Annotated in this window: 15 protein-coding genes; 7 read left to right on the top strand and 8 right to left on the bottom strand. The window is 48.1% G+C overall.

From position 1 onward, the window contains the following. Window positions 1-6: 6 nt before the first annotated feature. Together hrpB and ACHKAR_RS02080 are read right to left on the bottom strand one after the other, a co-directional pair. A complete protein-coding gene (gene hrpB / locus ACHKAR_RS02085) occupies window positions 7-2,490 on the bottom strand; it encodes an ATP-dependent helicase HrpB (RefSeq protein WP_395415966.1) in 2,484 nt (827 codons plus the stop codon). A gap of 60 nt (window positions 2,491-2,550) precedes the next feature. Next, the gene (locus ACHKAR_RS02080) at window positions 2,551-3,108 is read right to left on the bottom strand and encodes a Crp/Fnr family transcriptional regulator (protein ID WP_395415965.1); all 558 of its coding nucleotides are present in this window, start codon (window positions 3,106-3,108) and stop codon (window positions 2,551-2,553) included. A 95-nt stretch (window positions 3,109-3,203) separates the two neighbouring features. Between ACHKAR_RS02080 and ACHKAR_RS02075 the strand changes: the two genes are divergently transcribed. Further along, entirely contained in the window at window positions 3,204-3,794 is a 591-nt protein-coding gene (locus ACHKAR_RS02075; RefSeq protein WP_395415964.1) for an HD domain-containing protein, read from the top strand. Between the two features lie 3 nt (window positions 3,795-3,797). Here the strand turns inward: ACHKAR_RS02075 and arfB are convergent, their stop codons facing one another. Together arfB and ACHKAR_RS02065 are read right to left on the bottom strand one after the other, a co-directional pair. Beyond that, the gene (arfB, locus tag ACHKAR_RS02070) at window positions 3,798-4,205 is read right to left on the bottom strand and encodes an alternative ribosome rescue aminoacyl-tRNA hydrolase ArfB (RefSeq protein WP_395415963.1); all 408 of its coding nucleotides are present in this window, start codon (window positions 4,203-4,205) and stop codon (window positions 3,798-3,800) included. Between the two features lie 148 nt (window positions 4,206-4,353). Next, entirely contained in the window at window positions 4,354-4,638 is a 285-nt protein-coding gene (locus ACHKAR_RS02065) for a hypothetical protein (protein ID WP_395415962.1), read from the bottom strand. A 188-nt stretch (window positions 4,639-4,826) separates the two neighbouring features. Between ACHKAR_RS02065 and ACHKAR_RS02060 the strand changes: the two genes are divergently transcribed. Then, a complete protein-coding gene (locus tag ACHKAR_RS02060; RefSeq protein WP_159580314.1) occupies window positions 4,827-5,270 on the top strand; it encodes a DMT family transporter in 444 nt (147 codons plus the stop codon). Between the two features lie 3 nt (window positions 5,271-5,273). Here ACHKAR_RS02060 and ACHKAR_RS02055 read toward each other — a convergent pair whose 3' ends face one another. The 3 genes from ACHKAR_RS02055 to ACHKAR_RS02045 form a co-directional block, all read right to left on the bottom strand. Then, window positions 5,274-5,579 carry a DUF3817 domain-containing protein gene (locus tag ACHKAR_RS02055; protein ID WP_395415961.1) on the bottom strand — a complete coding sequence of 102 codons (306 nt, stop codon included), beginning with the start codon at window positions 5,577-5,579 and terminating at the stop codon, window positions 5,274-5,276. 86 nt (window positions 5,580-5,665) lie between these two features. Then, window positions 5,666-8,938 carry a DEAD/DEAH box helicase gene (locus tag ACHKAR_RS02050; protein WP_395415960.1) on the bottom strand — a complete coding sequence of 1,091 codons (3,273 nt, stop codon included), beginning with the start codon at window positions 8,936-8,938 and terminating at the stop codon, window positions 5,666-5,668. A gap of 164 nt (window positions 8,939-9,102) precedes the next feature. Continuing rightward, entirely contained in the window at window positions 9,103-10,002 is a 900-nt protein-coding gene (locus ACHKAR_RS02045) for an AraC family transcriptional regulator (protein WP_395415959.1), read from the bottom strand. Window positions 10,003-10,100: 98 nt separating this feature from the next. Here ACHKAR_RS02045 and ACHKAR_RS02040 point away from each other — a divergent pair, with 98 nt between their 5' ends. Beyond that, complete coding sequence (locus ACHKAR_RS02040; RefSeq protein WP_159580306.1) at window positions 10,101-10,451, top strand: DUF983 domain-containing protein; 351 nt, start codon at window positions 10,101-10,103, stop codon at window positions 10,449-10,451. A 24-nt stretch (window positions 10,452-10,475) separates the two neighbouring features. On the opposite strand, the gene ACHKAR_RS02035 is transcribed toward ACHKAR_RS02040, so the two are convergent. Further along, the gene (locus ACHKAR_RS02035; RefSeq protein ID WP_395415958.1) at window positions 10,476-11,108 is read right to left on the bottom strand and encodes a deoxynucleoside kinase; all 633 of its coding nucleotides are present in this window, start codon (window positions 11,106-11,108) and stop codon (window positions 10,476-10,478) included. 191 nt (window positions 11,109-11,299) lie between these two features. Here ACHKAR_RS02035 and ACHKAR_RS02030 point away from each other — a divergent pair, with 191 nt between their 5' ends. The 4 genes from ACHKAR_RS02030 to ACHKAR_RS02015 all read left to right on the top strand — a co-directional run bounded on the left by ACHKAR_RS02030 (window position 11,300) and on the right by ACHKAR_RS02015 (window position 13,991). Next, window positions 11,300-12,352, top strand: a complete 1,053-nt coding sequence (locus ACHKAR_RS02030) for an N-acetylmuramoyl-L-alanine amidase family protein (RefSeq protein ID WP_255465113.1) — start codon at window positions 11,300-11,302, stop codon at window positions 12,350-12,352. Between the two features lie 211 nt (window positions 12,353-12,563). After that, a complete protein-coding gene (locus ACHKAR_RS02025) occupies window positions 12,564-13,127 on the top strand; it encodes a hypothetical protein (protein WP_395415957.1) in 564 nt (187 codons plus the stop codon). Beyond that, on the top strand, window positions 13,105-13,599 hold the full coding sequence (locus ACHKAR_RS02020; protein ID WP_395415956.1) for a hypothetical protein: 495 nt from the start codon (window positions 13,105-13,107) through the stop codon (window positions 13,597-13,599). The genes ACHKAR_RS02025 and ACHKAR_RS02020 overlap by 23 nt, the downstream gene beginning before the upstream one ends. Further along, complete coding sequence (locus ACHKAR_RS02015; RefSeq protein WP_395415955.1) at window positions 13,596-13,991, top strand: hypothetical protein; 396 nt, start codon at window positions 13,596-13,598, stop codon at window positions 13,989-13,991. Before ACHKAR_RS02020 ends, ACHKAR_RS02015 begins: the two co-directional genes overlap by 4 nt. Window positions 13,992-14,135 lie beyond the last annotated feature (144 nt).

Here is a 14,135-nt window from a genome sequence, read left to right as displayed (position 1 = left end):
GCCCAATTAGCTTTTCCGCTTGACTCCACTCACTGCCTCCGCACTCCACGGGTCATCCGGCCAGGAGTGTTTGGGGTATCTTCTTTTCAGGTCTTTTTTCACTTCAAAATAGGCGTTGTCCCAAAAGCTGCGCAGGTCAGCGGTAATCTGTACGGGCTTATAGCCGGGAGAAAGCAGGTGCATAAGTACCCCATTTTTACCACCGTTTACCTTGGGTGTGTCTGCCAGACCGAACACTTCCTGAAGACGCACGGCCAATATGGGAGGCTCACCATCGGCCCTGTACTGAAGGGAGACGTAAGAACCACTGGGAACCTCTATTTTTTCAGGAGCCAGCCGGGTCAGGAGCTCTTGCAGCTCCCAGCTCAGGCTGTGGTGGAGTACTTTTGTCAGATCTATCTTTTTCAGGTCTTCGGGTTTCTTCACCTGATCCAGATAAGGAGTTAACCATTCACCATTGTTCATGAGGAGGGTAGGTGTGCTTACATCGGGCCAGTTGCCCTGTGGATTCCATTTTCTTAATGACAGCACCCGATTTTGCCATTGCTGCACGCTTTCGTTGAAATCCAGCAGATGGCCCCCTTCTTTTTTGAGCGCTTCAGAGATGGCCTGCACCAGATGAGATTCGTCAGGATCGGGGAGTGGTTTAGATTGGAGAATGATACTGCCAATTCTCAGGTCTTTCGTGGCAATCAACCCGCCTCTTTTGGTATCCCAGGTAATTACTTCGCGCTCCTTCACCAATGGAGCCAGATCGCGGGGATTGAGCGGTGAGGCCATGAAGATTTTGCCCATGCCATCCCGGGCATCCATGTGCGCAATAGAGAGCCATGGCTCATGCGCCAGATCATCCTTGTGCCCGGCCATGGCATATTTTCCATTGGAAAGCTGAAACTGTGCATTGTTACCCGGGCGAGCAAAAGCAATTCTTTCCGGGTAGGCATGTGACAGGATGAGTCCCGTTTCGAAGGGGTCTACCGGGCCATTGTCCACTTCAATATCAAACATGCGGCGATAGGATTCTGCTACCTTTTCTATTCTCGCGAACTTCCGACCAAGGCGGTTCTCATCACGGAACCGTCGCAGTGTTTCTATCCTTAGATTAATGTCGATGCCAGCTTCACGCCCAAGCGGGTCACGCTCCTCCAGCAGAGCAGCCACATCTGTGGCCAGCTCGAGCATATCGGCCTCCTTGGCTTCCAGCAGCATGTGTGCGATTCGTGGATGACAGGGAAGTTGGTGGATCTTTTTTCCGTGGGCCGTGATGCGGCCGTGTTCCAGGGCATTGAGCTGATGAAGGGTTTCACTTGCCTGTGCCAGAGCGCCTTTTGGTGGAGGTGTGAGCCAGGTAAGTTGGTTGATGTCCATAATGCCCCACTGAGCCATGTCCAATACCAGTGCTGCCAGGTCGGCTTCCATGATTTCGGGGTTTCTGTGCTCCGACAGTCTGGCTTGTGTGGCTTTAGACCACATGCGGTAGCATACACCCGATGAAAGCCTTCCGGCCCGTCCTGCGCGCTGGTCGGCTGAGTCTTTGGAGATCTGTACCGTTTCCAGTCTGGAGAGTCCAGACTTGGGGTCAAATTTGGAGGTACGACCAAACCCAGTGTCCACCACTATTTTGATGCCCTCTATGGTGAGGCTGGTCTCCGCGATGGAAGTGGCCATCACCACTTTGCGCTTGCCCGATTTATCGGGCATGATGGCTGCAAACTGTTTTCTCTGAGGTAGCTGACCATAGAGCGGATGTAATGCTAACCCTTTTAACTCCTTTCTGAGGAGTTCTTCACATTTTCTGATTTCACCTTCACCGGGAAAAAATGCCAGCACGTCTCCCGAATGCTCTTTGGTGGCTTTGCTGATGGTGCGGGCGGTCATCTCGGGCAGGAGCATCAGGTCCTGCTCCCCAACGTACTGTACCTCAACGGGGTATTGACGTCCCTTGCTGACCACAGAGGGAGCTTTGAGCAGCATGGTGAGCTGAGGCATGTCCAATGTGGCAGACATGATCATAATCCTCAAATCAGGGCGGATAACCTGTTGAGCCTCACGGCAAAGTGCCAGTGCCACGTCTGCATGAATGCTGCGTTCGTGAAATTCATCAAAGATCACCAGTCCGACCCCCTCCAGACTATTGTCTGCATGAATCATGCGTGTAAGGATCCCTTCTGTAAGAACTTCTATCTTGGTGGTTTCTGATACTTTATTGTCAAACCTCACCCGGTAGCCAACCCTTTTACCCACCTGATCCTCAATGAGTTCAGACATGCGGCTGGCGATCGTTCTTGCAGCGAGCCTTCTGGGTTCTAACATCAGTATTTTTTGACCTTTGAGCCATTCCTCCTGCATCAGCGTCAGTGGCAGCAGAGTACTCTTACCAGCTCCGGGCGGGGCATTCACAATCAGGGTGTTATCAGTAGTGAGATGAGCCTTCACTTCATCGATCACTTCAGTAATGGGCAGGTCTATCTTATAAGGATCGAAAGACAATTTGGGTATCGGGATTTAGTGAATGGCGAAATTAATCGATTTGAATAAAAGGTGATGACTTTAGTGATCGATCCCCTTCAGAATGCGATTGAGGCTTCGGAGTGTGATGCCCAGATAGTCAGAAAGGTCCTGTTTTGGGATGGTGTGAAACAGGTCGGGGAATGACTGCTGCAGACGAAGCAGGTTATCGGCGGCAGGGTGTGACTGGTTGTGGGCATGCCGGAGGGCTTTGTAACGGACTTTGTTGGCGAGTGTCTCCATGATGAGCGTATTGAATCGGGGATCGCTACGGAGCAGCTTATGAAAATGTTCCTGATTCATCCTGAATGCTGATAGGTGAGTGATCGCCTCTACGCTGCTAAAGCTGAGAGATTGATGGATCAGTTCTATCTCTCCGAAGAGTTCGCCAGGGCCGAAAAACTCCTGAACGAAGATCTTGCCGTTATTCTCCCGATGAAAACACTTGGCGATACCCGCAGTGATCACAAAGGCGGCCTTTACATTTTTCTCCTGACTGATGATTTCCGTTTTGGGATGGAAATCGGTAACCGTCACAGGTCCATTCGACTGGTGCAATTGTGCAAGGTACTGGAGAAGGGCTGGATTTTCCCGGATCATATCATCTATGGGACAAATGTCCTTTACTATTAGGGAAAGTTGAGGTTCTTTTGTGAAGCCTAAAAGTAAACAGGTGAAAATTATCTACGAATCAAATGAATACAGATAGACTCACACAGCAGCTGGCCTTTATCAGGGAGATAGACAAGCTCAAGTACATACAGCGAAAAACGAGGCTCTTCAACAGTCAGCGCCATGAAAATGATGCAGAGCACAGCTGGCACCTGGCCATGATGGCGATGGTGTTGGCAGAGCATGCCACCACGGAAGTGGATCTGTTCAAGGTGATGAAGATGTTGCTCATTCATGATATAGTGGAGATAGATGCCGGGGACACTTTCCTTTATGACACCACACAGAGTCATGTGAACACGGAGGTGGAGTTGGAGGCAGCCAAACGGATTTTCGGGTTGCTCCCAGAGGATCAGATGCGGGATTTCATTGCGCTTTGGGAGGAATTTGAAGCTGGAGAAACCCCCGAGGCGCGCTTCGCTAAGGCTTTGGACAGGTTGGAGCCGATCATGCAAAATGCTTCCAATCAGGGGGGCACCTGGGCAGAGTATGACGTTCCTCTTAGTCGGGTGTTGGAAAAGGTGCAAGGGATTCGCAAAGGATCAGATAGCCTTTGGGCGTACACAGAAGACTTGCTGCGTGAGAATGTAGAGAATGGTAATTTGAAGGAGTAGGGGCTAAATTTTCCCACGCCATTTTTTCTTTTCACTGTGTTCTTTTTTGGCTTTTATACGCTTGTTGATAGCCGATTTGGACGGTTTGGTTTTCTTTCTGGGCTTGGGCACAAAGAAGGCTTTGGTCAGTATCCTGTCCAGTTTTTTAAAGGCCAGTTCTTTGTTTTTCAGCTGCGACTTATGACTATCCGCTGTGATGATGAGGGATCCATCGCTGGTGAGCTGGCTTCCGATTTTTTCTTTTAAACGCGATTTCTCTTCCTCCGTCAGGTGTCCAGACTCCAGAACATTGAATCGCAGGATCACTTTGGTTTCCACCTTATTCACGTGCTGGCCGCCCGGACCACCACTTCGTGCAGTGGTGATCTGGATATCAGGCTTGATCCTGGATATGGGAATGTAGTGGCTCATGGGGCAAAGGTAGGGATAGCCGGGAGAAGTACTGGCAGGTTGGTGGGTGCCGATTTGTGACGATCCAAATGAAAGGGTGGTTCCGAGTATTAGGTGTTATTTCAGTTTTCTAATACCAATTTAATCATCTCAGCGATTTAATTAATACCTACTCCAATACCTTAATGTCCTTTGAGATGAGGATTGGGGGGTATGTTTCTATGACACTTTCTATTTCTATGCTTATCGTGTCTCCTTCGTTTACTTCAATGTAGTTCCCATTGGGGATGCTAATGACCGTAGTGAACTCATTGTTATTCTGATCCTTCAGATGCAGGGTCTTTCCGTCCTTTTCCGGACTGATTTTCGAGACGTAGTAGATCTCTCTGGAGCCGCTTGAAGGGTTGCATCCAAAAAGAAGGGCGGCGAGTGCGAACTGTAGAATGGTTTTCATAGATATTTTAGTGGAGCATAAAAGACATCAAACGACGTGTTTTGGTTGGTAATGTTGTCGGATTTCTTTTTGGCCTCATGATCTATCTGCGGATAGTATTTACCTTGCAGTTCGCAGGGATAGTTGAATCACACACTGGAGCTCAAAGATCCTAGGCTTTTCAAAGAAACGTTAAATACAGACATTGAATGAATAAACTCATGTGGGTCATTATGGCCTTTATCTCAGGAGCCTTCCTGCCAATACAGGCAGGCCTCAACACTAAACTAGGCAAGGCAGGAGAAAGCCCTGTACATGCTTCCACTATCTCATTTGTGGTGGGCACAGTGGCGCTATTGCTCTATATTCTATTCACTCAGCAGTCGGTGTCCTGGGAGGGCATCAAATCCGCTCCCGGCTATGTTTGGATAGGTGGGGTGCTTGGTGCTTTTTATGTGACTGTTATCATTCTGGCTTTCCCACAGCTTGGCCCTGGCCTCACCTTTGGACTCGTTGTGGCTGGTCAGCTCATCATTTCAGCGCTTTTGGAGCACTTCAACGTGCTGGTTGCTCAGCAGCAGTCCATCAGCCCTATGCGTGTATTGGGCATTGTGCTGGTGGTGGTTGGAGTGGTGATTGTGCGGAAGTTTTAGTAATCAGGCGGTGATCTTTTGCTGAGGCTTGAAAATCTTGGCGTCTGCATAGAAGGTACCAAAGGGAATCAACGACGCACCCAGCGAAAGTACAGAAGCTTTGAAACCCCAGCCATGAATGAAGATGTTTTGAATACAAAACAGCACGTAAAGAATAAACAGCCAGCCATGGGTCATGCCTACATATAAATTGGGTTCGGGGATTTGAAACCAATATTTCAATGGCATGGTGATAGCAAAAAGCAGAAAGCTGACACCTTCCAGAATGGCCAGTACTCTTAATCTTCCGATGGGTGTTTTGAGGTTCATTGAGTCATCGTTTTGGTGCTGCGAAATTGGGCAAGCCAACCCGGTTCTCCTAGCAATGACCAGAAATTGTGATCATTTTTCTCTGTTCAGAGCATCTTGAGTAGCTCCGCTTTCGACAAGAGCTTGGCTGAGGCACTGTCTTCTGTAATGAGCTCCCCGGAGAGTTGCTTCTTGGTGGTTTGTAGCTGTAAGATTTTTTGCTCAATGGTATCAGGGCAGATGAGGCGTATAGCGGTCACATTGTTTTCCTGGCCGATCCTGTGTACCCGATCGATGGCCTGGTTTTCCACAGCAGGATTCCACCAGGGGTCTACCAGGTAAACATAGCTGGCTTCTACCAGGTTGAGGCCGGTACCGCCAGCCTTGAGGCTGATGAGAAACACCCGGATGTCTTCATTTTGCTGAAAGGACTCCACAACCGCCTCACGATTCCTGGTGTTGCCAGTGAGAAGGGCATAGCCAATCCCCCTGGCGTCCAGTTCCTCCCGGATCAGCTCTAGCATAGAAACAAACTGAGAGAAGACCAGCATCTTATGATGAGGAGCGTTGTTTTCTATTTGCTCCATGAGCGTATCGATCTTAGAGGAGGTCTTTTTGCCCAGGATCTCGTCACTTTTCAGCAGCTTGGTAGAGTTGCAGATCTGGCGCAGTTTGGTGAGGCCTTTGAGGGCATGCATTGGATTCCTTTCCAACTCTTCTGCCTCTGTGACCGAAATGTAGTCGCGAAACTCCTTCTCATAGGCGTTATAGGTTTCCCGCTGCTCAGTGTCCATGGGGCAGTAGAGAATCATTTCGGTCTTTTTCGGAAGCTCTTTGGCCACCTGCTGTTTGGTTCTTCTGAGCAGGAAGGGTTTGATTTTTTGCTGTAGTTCCTTAGCTCGTCGGCTGTCTTTGAAGCGGTCTATTGGCACGGAGTATAGTTCTTTGAAGTGCCGTTTGTTACCAAACAGGCCAGGACACGCAAAGGAGAACTGACTATACAGATCGAAGGTATTGTTTTCGATGGGTGTGCCGGTGATGACCACTTTGTTACGGGACTGGAGTAGCCGTGCCGCCTTGTAGCGCTGAGATTCAGGGTTTTTGATTTGCTGCGATTCATCCAGAAAGATGTAGTTGAACTCAAAATTACGGAGGTAGCTGATGTCTGTGAGCAGCGTGTTATACGAGATCAGGATGATGTCAAATTTTTCCAATCCATCGGTCCCTTTTATTCGGTCTGCACCCTGAAGGGTATACACCGATAGGCTGGGTGCAAACCGGGAGATCTCCGCCTGCCAGTTGAAAATCAGCGTAGTGGGCACCACTAGCAGGTTGGTACTGTTGGGAGTTTTCTCCTTTTGCAGGAGTGCAAAAGCGATGATCTGAATGGATTTGCCCAGTCCCATGTCATCAGCGAGGCACCCGCCAAAGTTGTACTCGTCCAGAAAGTTCAGCCAGTTTAACCCTTCCTGCTGATAGGTCCGCAGGGTGCCTTGCAGTGTTTTGGGAACTGGTACGGGTTGAATACTGGTAAAGTCTTCCACTTTCTGCTTCAGCAGCCGGATGTCCCTTTTGGTGGTTTCGTCCAGCATTTCTTCATCAAAGAGCTCTTCTATGTCGGAGAAGTTGATTTTTGGGATGCTGATCATGTCTTCCTCGTTCAGGTCTCCGGCGGTGAAATAGGCCGCAAACTTCTCTATCCACTCCTGAGGCAGTATGCCCATCGTACCATCGTCCAGCTGTACGTACTTGCTTTTGTTTTTCACCGCCACCTGGATCTTTTTGACAGAAGCTTTCTTTCGGCCAAAGCGGGCACTGATGGTGGCGTTGAACCAGTTGAGGCCGCTCAGTACTTTGATGTCAATTCGGGCTTTGTGTGGGTTGACCTTGTTGCCTTCCAGCTCATTGAATCCGAGTACTCTGATCCCGGCATGCCCCCAGTCTTCAAAGGCAGGGAGAAACCAGTCTTCATTCAAAAATTGTCGCTTGTGGAGGTAAAAGTGATCCAGTTCGTTTTCCAGCTGCTCCCGGAAGTCGGGGTGCTGCTTGATGAGGAGGGCAGTGAGTTCTATTTCCGACTGGGTGTCCCGGTCTACCAGAAACTCGCCACCGTTTTCGTCCTTGCCAAACACCTGACGCTTGGTTCTCACGGGTATCTCCACGTCGTTGTAGCGCATCACCGGCATGATCATCACATGGCTGCCAAAATCGGAAAGGTAGATGATCTTTTCTGTGTCGGAGACATACTCGCTGGCTGCCAACTGGCGAGGGGAAGCTTTTGCGATGAAGGTGTACTCAATGTGGATCTTATCGGCCACCTTGTCCAGAAACTGTGCCTTGAACTCACGGAAAGCCGAGGCGTAGATGAGCATCCGGCCCGACTTCTGTTTGAGTAGCTGCACGATGGAGAGCACGGGAAGCTTGTCCACGAAATACCAGACCTCAGCAATCACCAGAAAGCATTGCAGTCTGAGGGACAGGTCAGCTACCTGATGCGTCACACCATTGATCGATACCGAGGCGGAGATTTCATAAACTCCTTTGCTTTCGCTCACCGTCAGGGTGATGTCCTTCTGAAGCCGACGTACTTTGATCGGTAGCAATGATTTGGGCGAAAGGCTTTCTGAGGCGCTGGCCTGGTGGTAGTAGATGGGGTAGTTCGCAGGGTTTTGGATCACCGCTCGCAGGGCAGTGATGTCCCGTGTGCCCAGACGCTCCTCTGTGCGGTTCTTGAGCTGCCCGATGCCCATCAGAAACTTAATGTCCCCAGGACTGGAGGTATGCCAGATGGCTGCCTGCGTGTCGATGGTGCGGATAGGAGCCTTTATTTTTCCTTGCTGGTTATGGGGCGCCGCGCAAAGCTCTGCCTGCAGACCTTTGTAATATTTGTGTTGCCTGAGGACAATGAATTCGGTTTCAGCCTCAGAATTGGCGGCCGGTGCTGGCGGAGGCTCCGGGGAGAGGATGCTGTTTCTGAGCTCGGCCAGGTGCTCATGGGTGACGGCAGTGAGTGCCGGATTCACCGGGTTGATCACCAGACGGTTTTGATAGAGCTCCAGCCGGAAGTACTCATCCAGGTCGGGCTCGTTTTCCAACCCATAGTCATAAGCCACTCGCTTGAGGCGTGCATGCCGCAGCTGGTTATTGAAGAAGAGCTGCAGATCCTCCTGCCTGGTCAGGGCGGAGAGGGCTCTCGCTTGATGGAGGCACATTTGGCCGGTGTTTTCAGCGCATTCGCAAAAGAGGATGGTTTGGCTTTGCTGCTGGATCACCGATACGGAAAAGGTAGTGTTGTTGGCCTCAATAGCAAAAAAGGCCTCGTTCAACGTGATGCCGTAAGGAAACAGACTACCACCGGAGATGGTCTCTGAGGTGTCCATGCTCACATGCTGATAGAGGATGCGATCGGTGATTTGATCTACCGGGGTGTCAAGGATGAATCGGTGGTTTTGGATGGAAGCGCTGATGGATACCGCAGTTTATGTGGTCAATGGATCAAAGATACTATGAGCGCCTGATGTGTAGGTGGTTTATTCACTTTGAGTTACTGTATTCTGGATCTGCCCGATTGGTACTGCTGAGCAAAAGCCGAAGGAGTGAGCTTTGTCCATTTTTTGAAAAGCCGTGAAAAGTAGGCGTAATCCTCGTATCCCAAATCATAGGAGATCTGCGAGAGTGAGGAGGTGCCGTGTACCAGCATGCGCTTGGCCTCCAGGAGTATGCGCTCGGTGATGAGTTGTGTCGGTGATTTATTCAGCGATCCCTGGGTCAGTCTGTTGAGATGACGCACTGTCATGTGCAGCATGTTGGCATATGCCCCAGGTGACTTTTCGGTACGGAAGTTTTCTTCTATCAATTTTTCCAGCTTGCGCAAATGCTCGGAGTGCACACCTGTTTTAGAAACCTCCATTTGGCCCTGAGCCAGGTATAGCCGACTGAGCTCTATGTAGGTAAGGCTCAGCAGGGATGAGAGCTTCTGGGCGGTCATGAAGGTGTTTTTGCCGCTGTACTCCGTGAGTAATTCATTGAACCGGGCCGCCATTTTATGGGTGTCCGGGGTATCCAGCTGCAGCACTGCGGAGTTCAGCTGAGAGTAGAAGAAAGGAAAATCATAGACAGAGCGATCGGTAAAGGACAGGTCGAAGAATTCCTGAGAATGAAAGAAGATGAGCCCTTCAATGTCGTCAGACAGCTCCCAGTAGTGCGTTTGCCCGGGCGAGAGGAAGAAGACACTCCCGGGTGTTACCCGATATTTTTCAAAGTCAATTTCATGGAGGCCACTACCGCTGGTGAAAAGCACAATGAGGAAGAAGTTGTGTTTGTGCGGAACCGTGATGGCGCCATGGTGCGCCTGCAGGTGCCGGGTGAAGGTGTTGCAGTGAAAGGCTATCGGGTCTCCGTGGCTTTCAAATTCGGTCAGGTCCAGTACATTGATGCTTTTCATGATTGGGGGGGGATGTCTCTTTTGTGCAAATATTGGAAACTTTAGTTTAATCAATCATTGGTAATTATCCATCAATTTTGCTGATAATCATTTGAGAAATGCAAAACAGGCTTAAGGGAGTTTTTCAGGAGAAATGTCCGATTTGTGGAAAAGGGGAGGTCTTTGAGACCAAAGGAAATGTGCTGCTGATGAAAATGCCGCAGATGCATGAGACCTGTGCGCACTGCCACCACCGGTATGAGATAGAGCCGGGGTATTTCATGGGGGCCATGTATGTGAGCTATGGGCTGAACATTGCCGAGATGGTCGCTGTGCTGCTGGTTTGTCTGGTGATCGGTGTGTCGCTGGATTACATTCTGTACCTGGCCATTTTCACCGTATTGCTCCTGTGGGGCTTCAATTTCCGCATGAGTCGCGTTATCTGGATGTATTTGTTCAATAAAGGGTGATTACCTCTATAGTCGTATATCGGGTTACCCGAGTTTCTTATTACTGAACAGTCCGTTGATTTCGGCATCTATTCGCTCCACGATGAATGAAAAGTCTTCCGGTCTATTCACGAAATCCAAATTGTTGACGTCTATGATCAGGAGATTGCCCTGGTCATAGTTGCCGATCCACTCTGCGTAGTGTTCGTTGAGGTTTTTGAGGTAGTCCAGGCGAATGGCACTTTCATATTCGCGTCCTCTTTTCTGAATCTGGCTCACCAGCCTCGGGATGTCAGCCTTGAGGTAAATCAAGAGGTCAGGCGCATGAATGTGCTCAATCATCGAGTTGAAAAGTGCCAGGTAGGTTTCGTAGTCCCTTTCATTGAGCAGCTGCGATTTTTTTAGGTTCATGGCAAAGATGTAGGCATCTTCATAGATGGTACGGTCCTGGATGGCCGACTGCTTGCTGTCCTGTATGGTTTTGATCTGGGAGAAGCGACTGTTCAGGAAGTGGATTTGCAGATGGAAGGCCCATTTCTCCATGTTTTCGTAGAAATCAGCCAGGTAGGGGTTGTTATCTACGCTCTCGTAGAGCACGTCCCAGCCGTAGTGATGTCCTAATTTTTCTGCCAGGCTCGTCTTTCCCGAACCGATATTTCCACAAATCGCCATGTACATGCCGCAAAAATAGGGGACACGAATGACCTGGGCAGCAGAAGCGGAAAAAGTATTTTGAATGGGTGAGTATTTAGGGTGATCCGGTGGTGAGTTTCCATGAACTCCACTATTTATTCAATTCTTTTTGCCTCCGGCTGGTATCCAATCTTTCCTTTTATAATTTCGCAGCAACCCTAATCCATAGAAATCCATTGCTGAAGCGACTTGTTACATTTTTGCTGCTGGCAGGCAGCTATCTTACCCATGCCCAGGAGCACAAAAAAGTAATGGCCGTGCAGGGCGATGGGATCTACTCACTCCTGAGAAACAGCGGCCTGGAGCCCAAGAAATACCTCGCGCCGTTTATTGAGCTGAATAAGGAAAACCTGAGTTCAGAAAATGGCCTGTTCATCGGCAGGATCTACCTGCTGCCCAAGCCGGAAGAAAAAGTGGAAAAGGCCGATGAGGAGGTGGTAATGCCCGATAGTGTGGACATGCAGACCGTGAAGGCCACCAAAGTGCTGGAGAAGCGGTACTATGGCATATTCGGCGCAGACTATGCCATGGTCTCGATAGAGAGCCGACAGCTGGAGGGCGCGGTGTTTTACCTCATCTCCGGCCATGGTGGGCCAGACCCGGGGGCGGTGGAGCACTACGGCGGCCAGCTCCTGGCAGAAGATGAATATGCCTATGATGTGACCCTGCGCCTGGCCCGTAAGCTGATCGCCAATGGTGCGCTCGTCTACCTGATCACGCGCGACCCCAATGACGGCATACGGGATGCACGCCTGCTGGAGGTAGACCATGATGAAGAGACTTACCCCTCCAAACGCATCCCCCGCAACCACTCACTGCGCCTGAAACAGCGGGTGGAGGTGGTCAACGAGCTTTATGAGCGCCATGCCGCGAAACCTTATCAGCGGATCATTGAGACCCATGTGGATAGCCGCAGCAAAAGTGAAAACATCGACGTGTTTTTCTACTACCATGAGCTGAGCAAGGATGGGCAGCGACTGGCACAAAACCTCCAGCAGACTTTCAAACAGAAGTATGCCCGCTATCAGCCCAACCGCAAATACTCCGGCACCATAGAGCCACGAAACAGCCTGTACATCATCAAGTACTCCAAAGCACCCACGGTGTATGTGGAGATCGGCAATCTGAAAAACACTCGTGACCAGCGGCGCATCCTCGACTGGGAAAACCGTGATGCCATAGCCATGTGGATTACCGACGGAGTGATTGCGGACTTTAAGGAAAGGTAGGGGGGATGAGAGGAAGTACCCGCTCATGACCTGTCCGGAAATGAAACTGCACGTTTTTGCTTTGTCCGCCTGAGCTCTGTCGAAGGGTGAGACAAAGCAGTGAGATTCCTATAGCCAATAATGGTTTGATCAGGATAGAAAATCTGCTAGATTTGGTAGTGTTACAAGTGCATAACAACCATTGGTGGTTGTTAGGCTCAACTCTTCCAACATGAAAAGACTCTTTCTATTTTTCTGTCTATTTCCAGTTCTGTGTTATTCGCAGAACAAAAAGGAATTCACGCTATATCTCTCTGTGTCAGCTGATGATATTATTGAAGCACAAGCTAAGAGTAACATATCTAGGCTTTTAAGGGAATTCAGTGACGTTACCATAACTGACAGCTATGACTGTAATTATGAACTGAGAATTATTATTCTTGAAAACCATAACAAATCTGGCTATCAAACAGGATATACAGCTTCAATTAACATTCTGAAACCATTAACTCCAACAGATTTTACATTCCCAATTGCACAGAGATACACTGAAGAAAACAGGAAAGATGAAGATGATTTCCTTGAACTCTTCAACAATAAAATGAAAATCGACACCTCTTACATCTTTTATGGAATTGCTGATAAGATTTATGAAAAAGGTGTATACCAAACAGTTAACTCGTTTCTATTTGTTGATAATGAACTTAGAAGCATTTGTGAAAGGATAGTAGCTGAAATTGATACAGAAATCCTCGAACCAGATAGAATTGCATATGACAAAATTTGGAAGAATTAAACTGACAATCTTATTTGCTACTTTGGCTATTTGTGCCAACGCCCAAACTCTTTCAAAAGCGGATTTTAAGGGAAAACTTTCGAAATTCTTCAGTGAAAAATACAACATCACTTATCTTCCTAATGAATTCTATGACTGTAGCTATAAGGAATATCTAGATGACAATCTAGGTGACATGAATGAGGCGTATCTAACTGGCAAAAAATGTTTATTCAACTATATTGATGATATCAAACTCTCAGATCGAGGAGTAAAAATGTTGGCTGAATTTGAAGATGCATTTGTGGTCAGTTGTCTCAAACAAGTTGAAGGTTATGAAGAAGCAGTTTACACCGGAAGGTATTGCAAATGCGTTCATGAACAATATGTAAAATATAAAATTGGTTTTCAGGACTTTCTCAATCCTGAGTTCGCGAACTCAGAAATCCATCAAAAAATGCTCACCTATTGCTTATCAATTAATGAGAAATGAAAGAAGATAAACTACGGCAGAAAGTATTTGAAAATAACTGGTATACTCGGCAAAACCGACCCAAAATTTCTGAGACAAATAGTTCTATTGTTGAGATAAAAATCGAATTATATTTTGAATACATCAGTGCCACAAAAATAGAAAAGCACGTAATGGAAATATTTAGACCCACCGATCCTTTTTATTTCAAAATTGATTGTATCAATGATGAATGCTTGCACTCAACATTAGATTTGGAGCCAGAAATCAGAAATATGCTATATGAGAAACAGGAAACACGAACCGGCGAAAAACTCTGTGAAGGATACAACAACTACACGCAATACCTTTATAAAGGAAATTCCTGTTTGGCGACAATGAAATATTTTATAACCATTATTTATAATAAATGAGCCTAACAGGCCTTTAGATTCACCCCATTGAATTATTTCAAGATTAGGACATAGCTTAATGTTCTAAAATTATGTTTAACCAGAAAGGATACTGATAGGGGAACATTAACTAACAGGCCAGGTTTTGAAACCTAATTAGCGATT

Source organism: Marinoscillum luteum, assembly GCF_044005705.1.
Lineage (GTDB): Bacteria > Bacteroidota > Bacteroidia > Cytophagales > Cyclobacteriaceae > Marinoscillum > Marinoscillum luteum.
The sequence above is the reverse complement of the archived record's forward strand: the minus strand, read 5'-3'. Positions and strand labels throughout refer to the sequence as shown.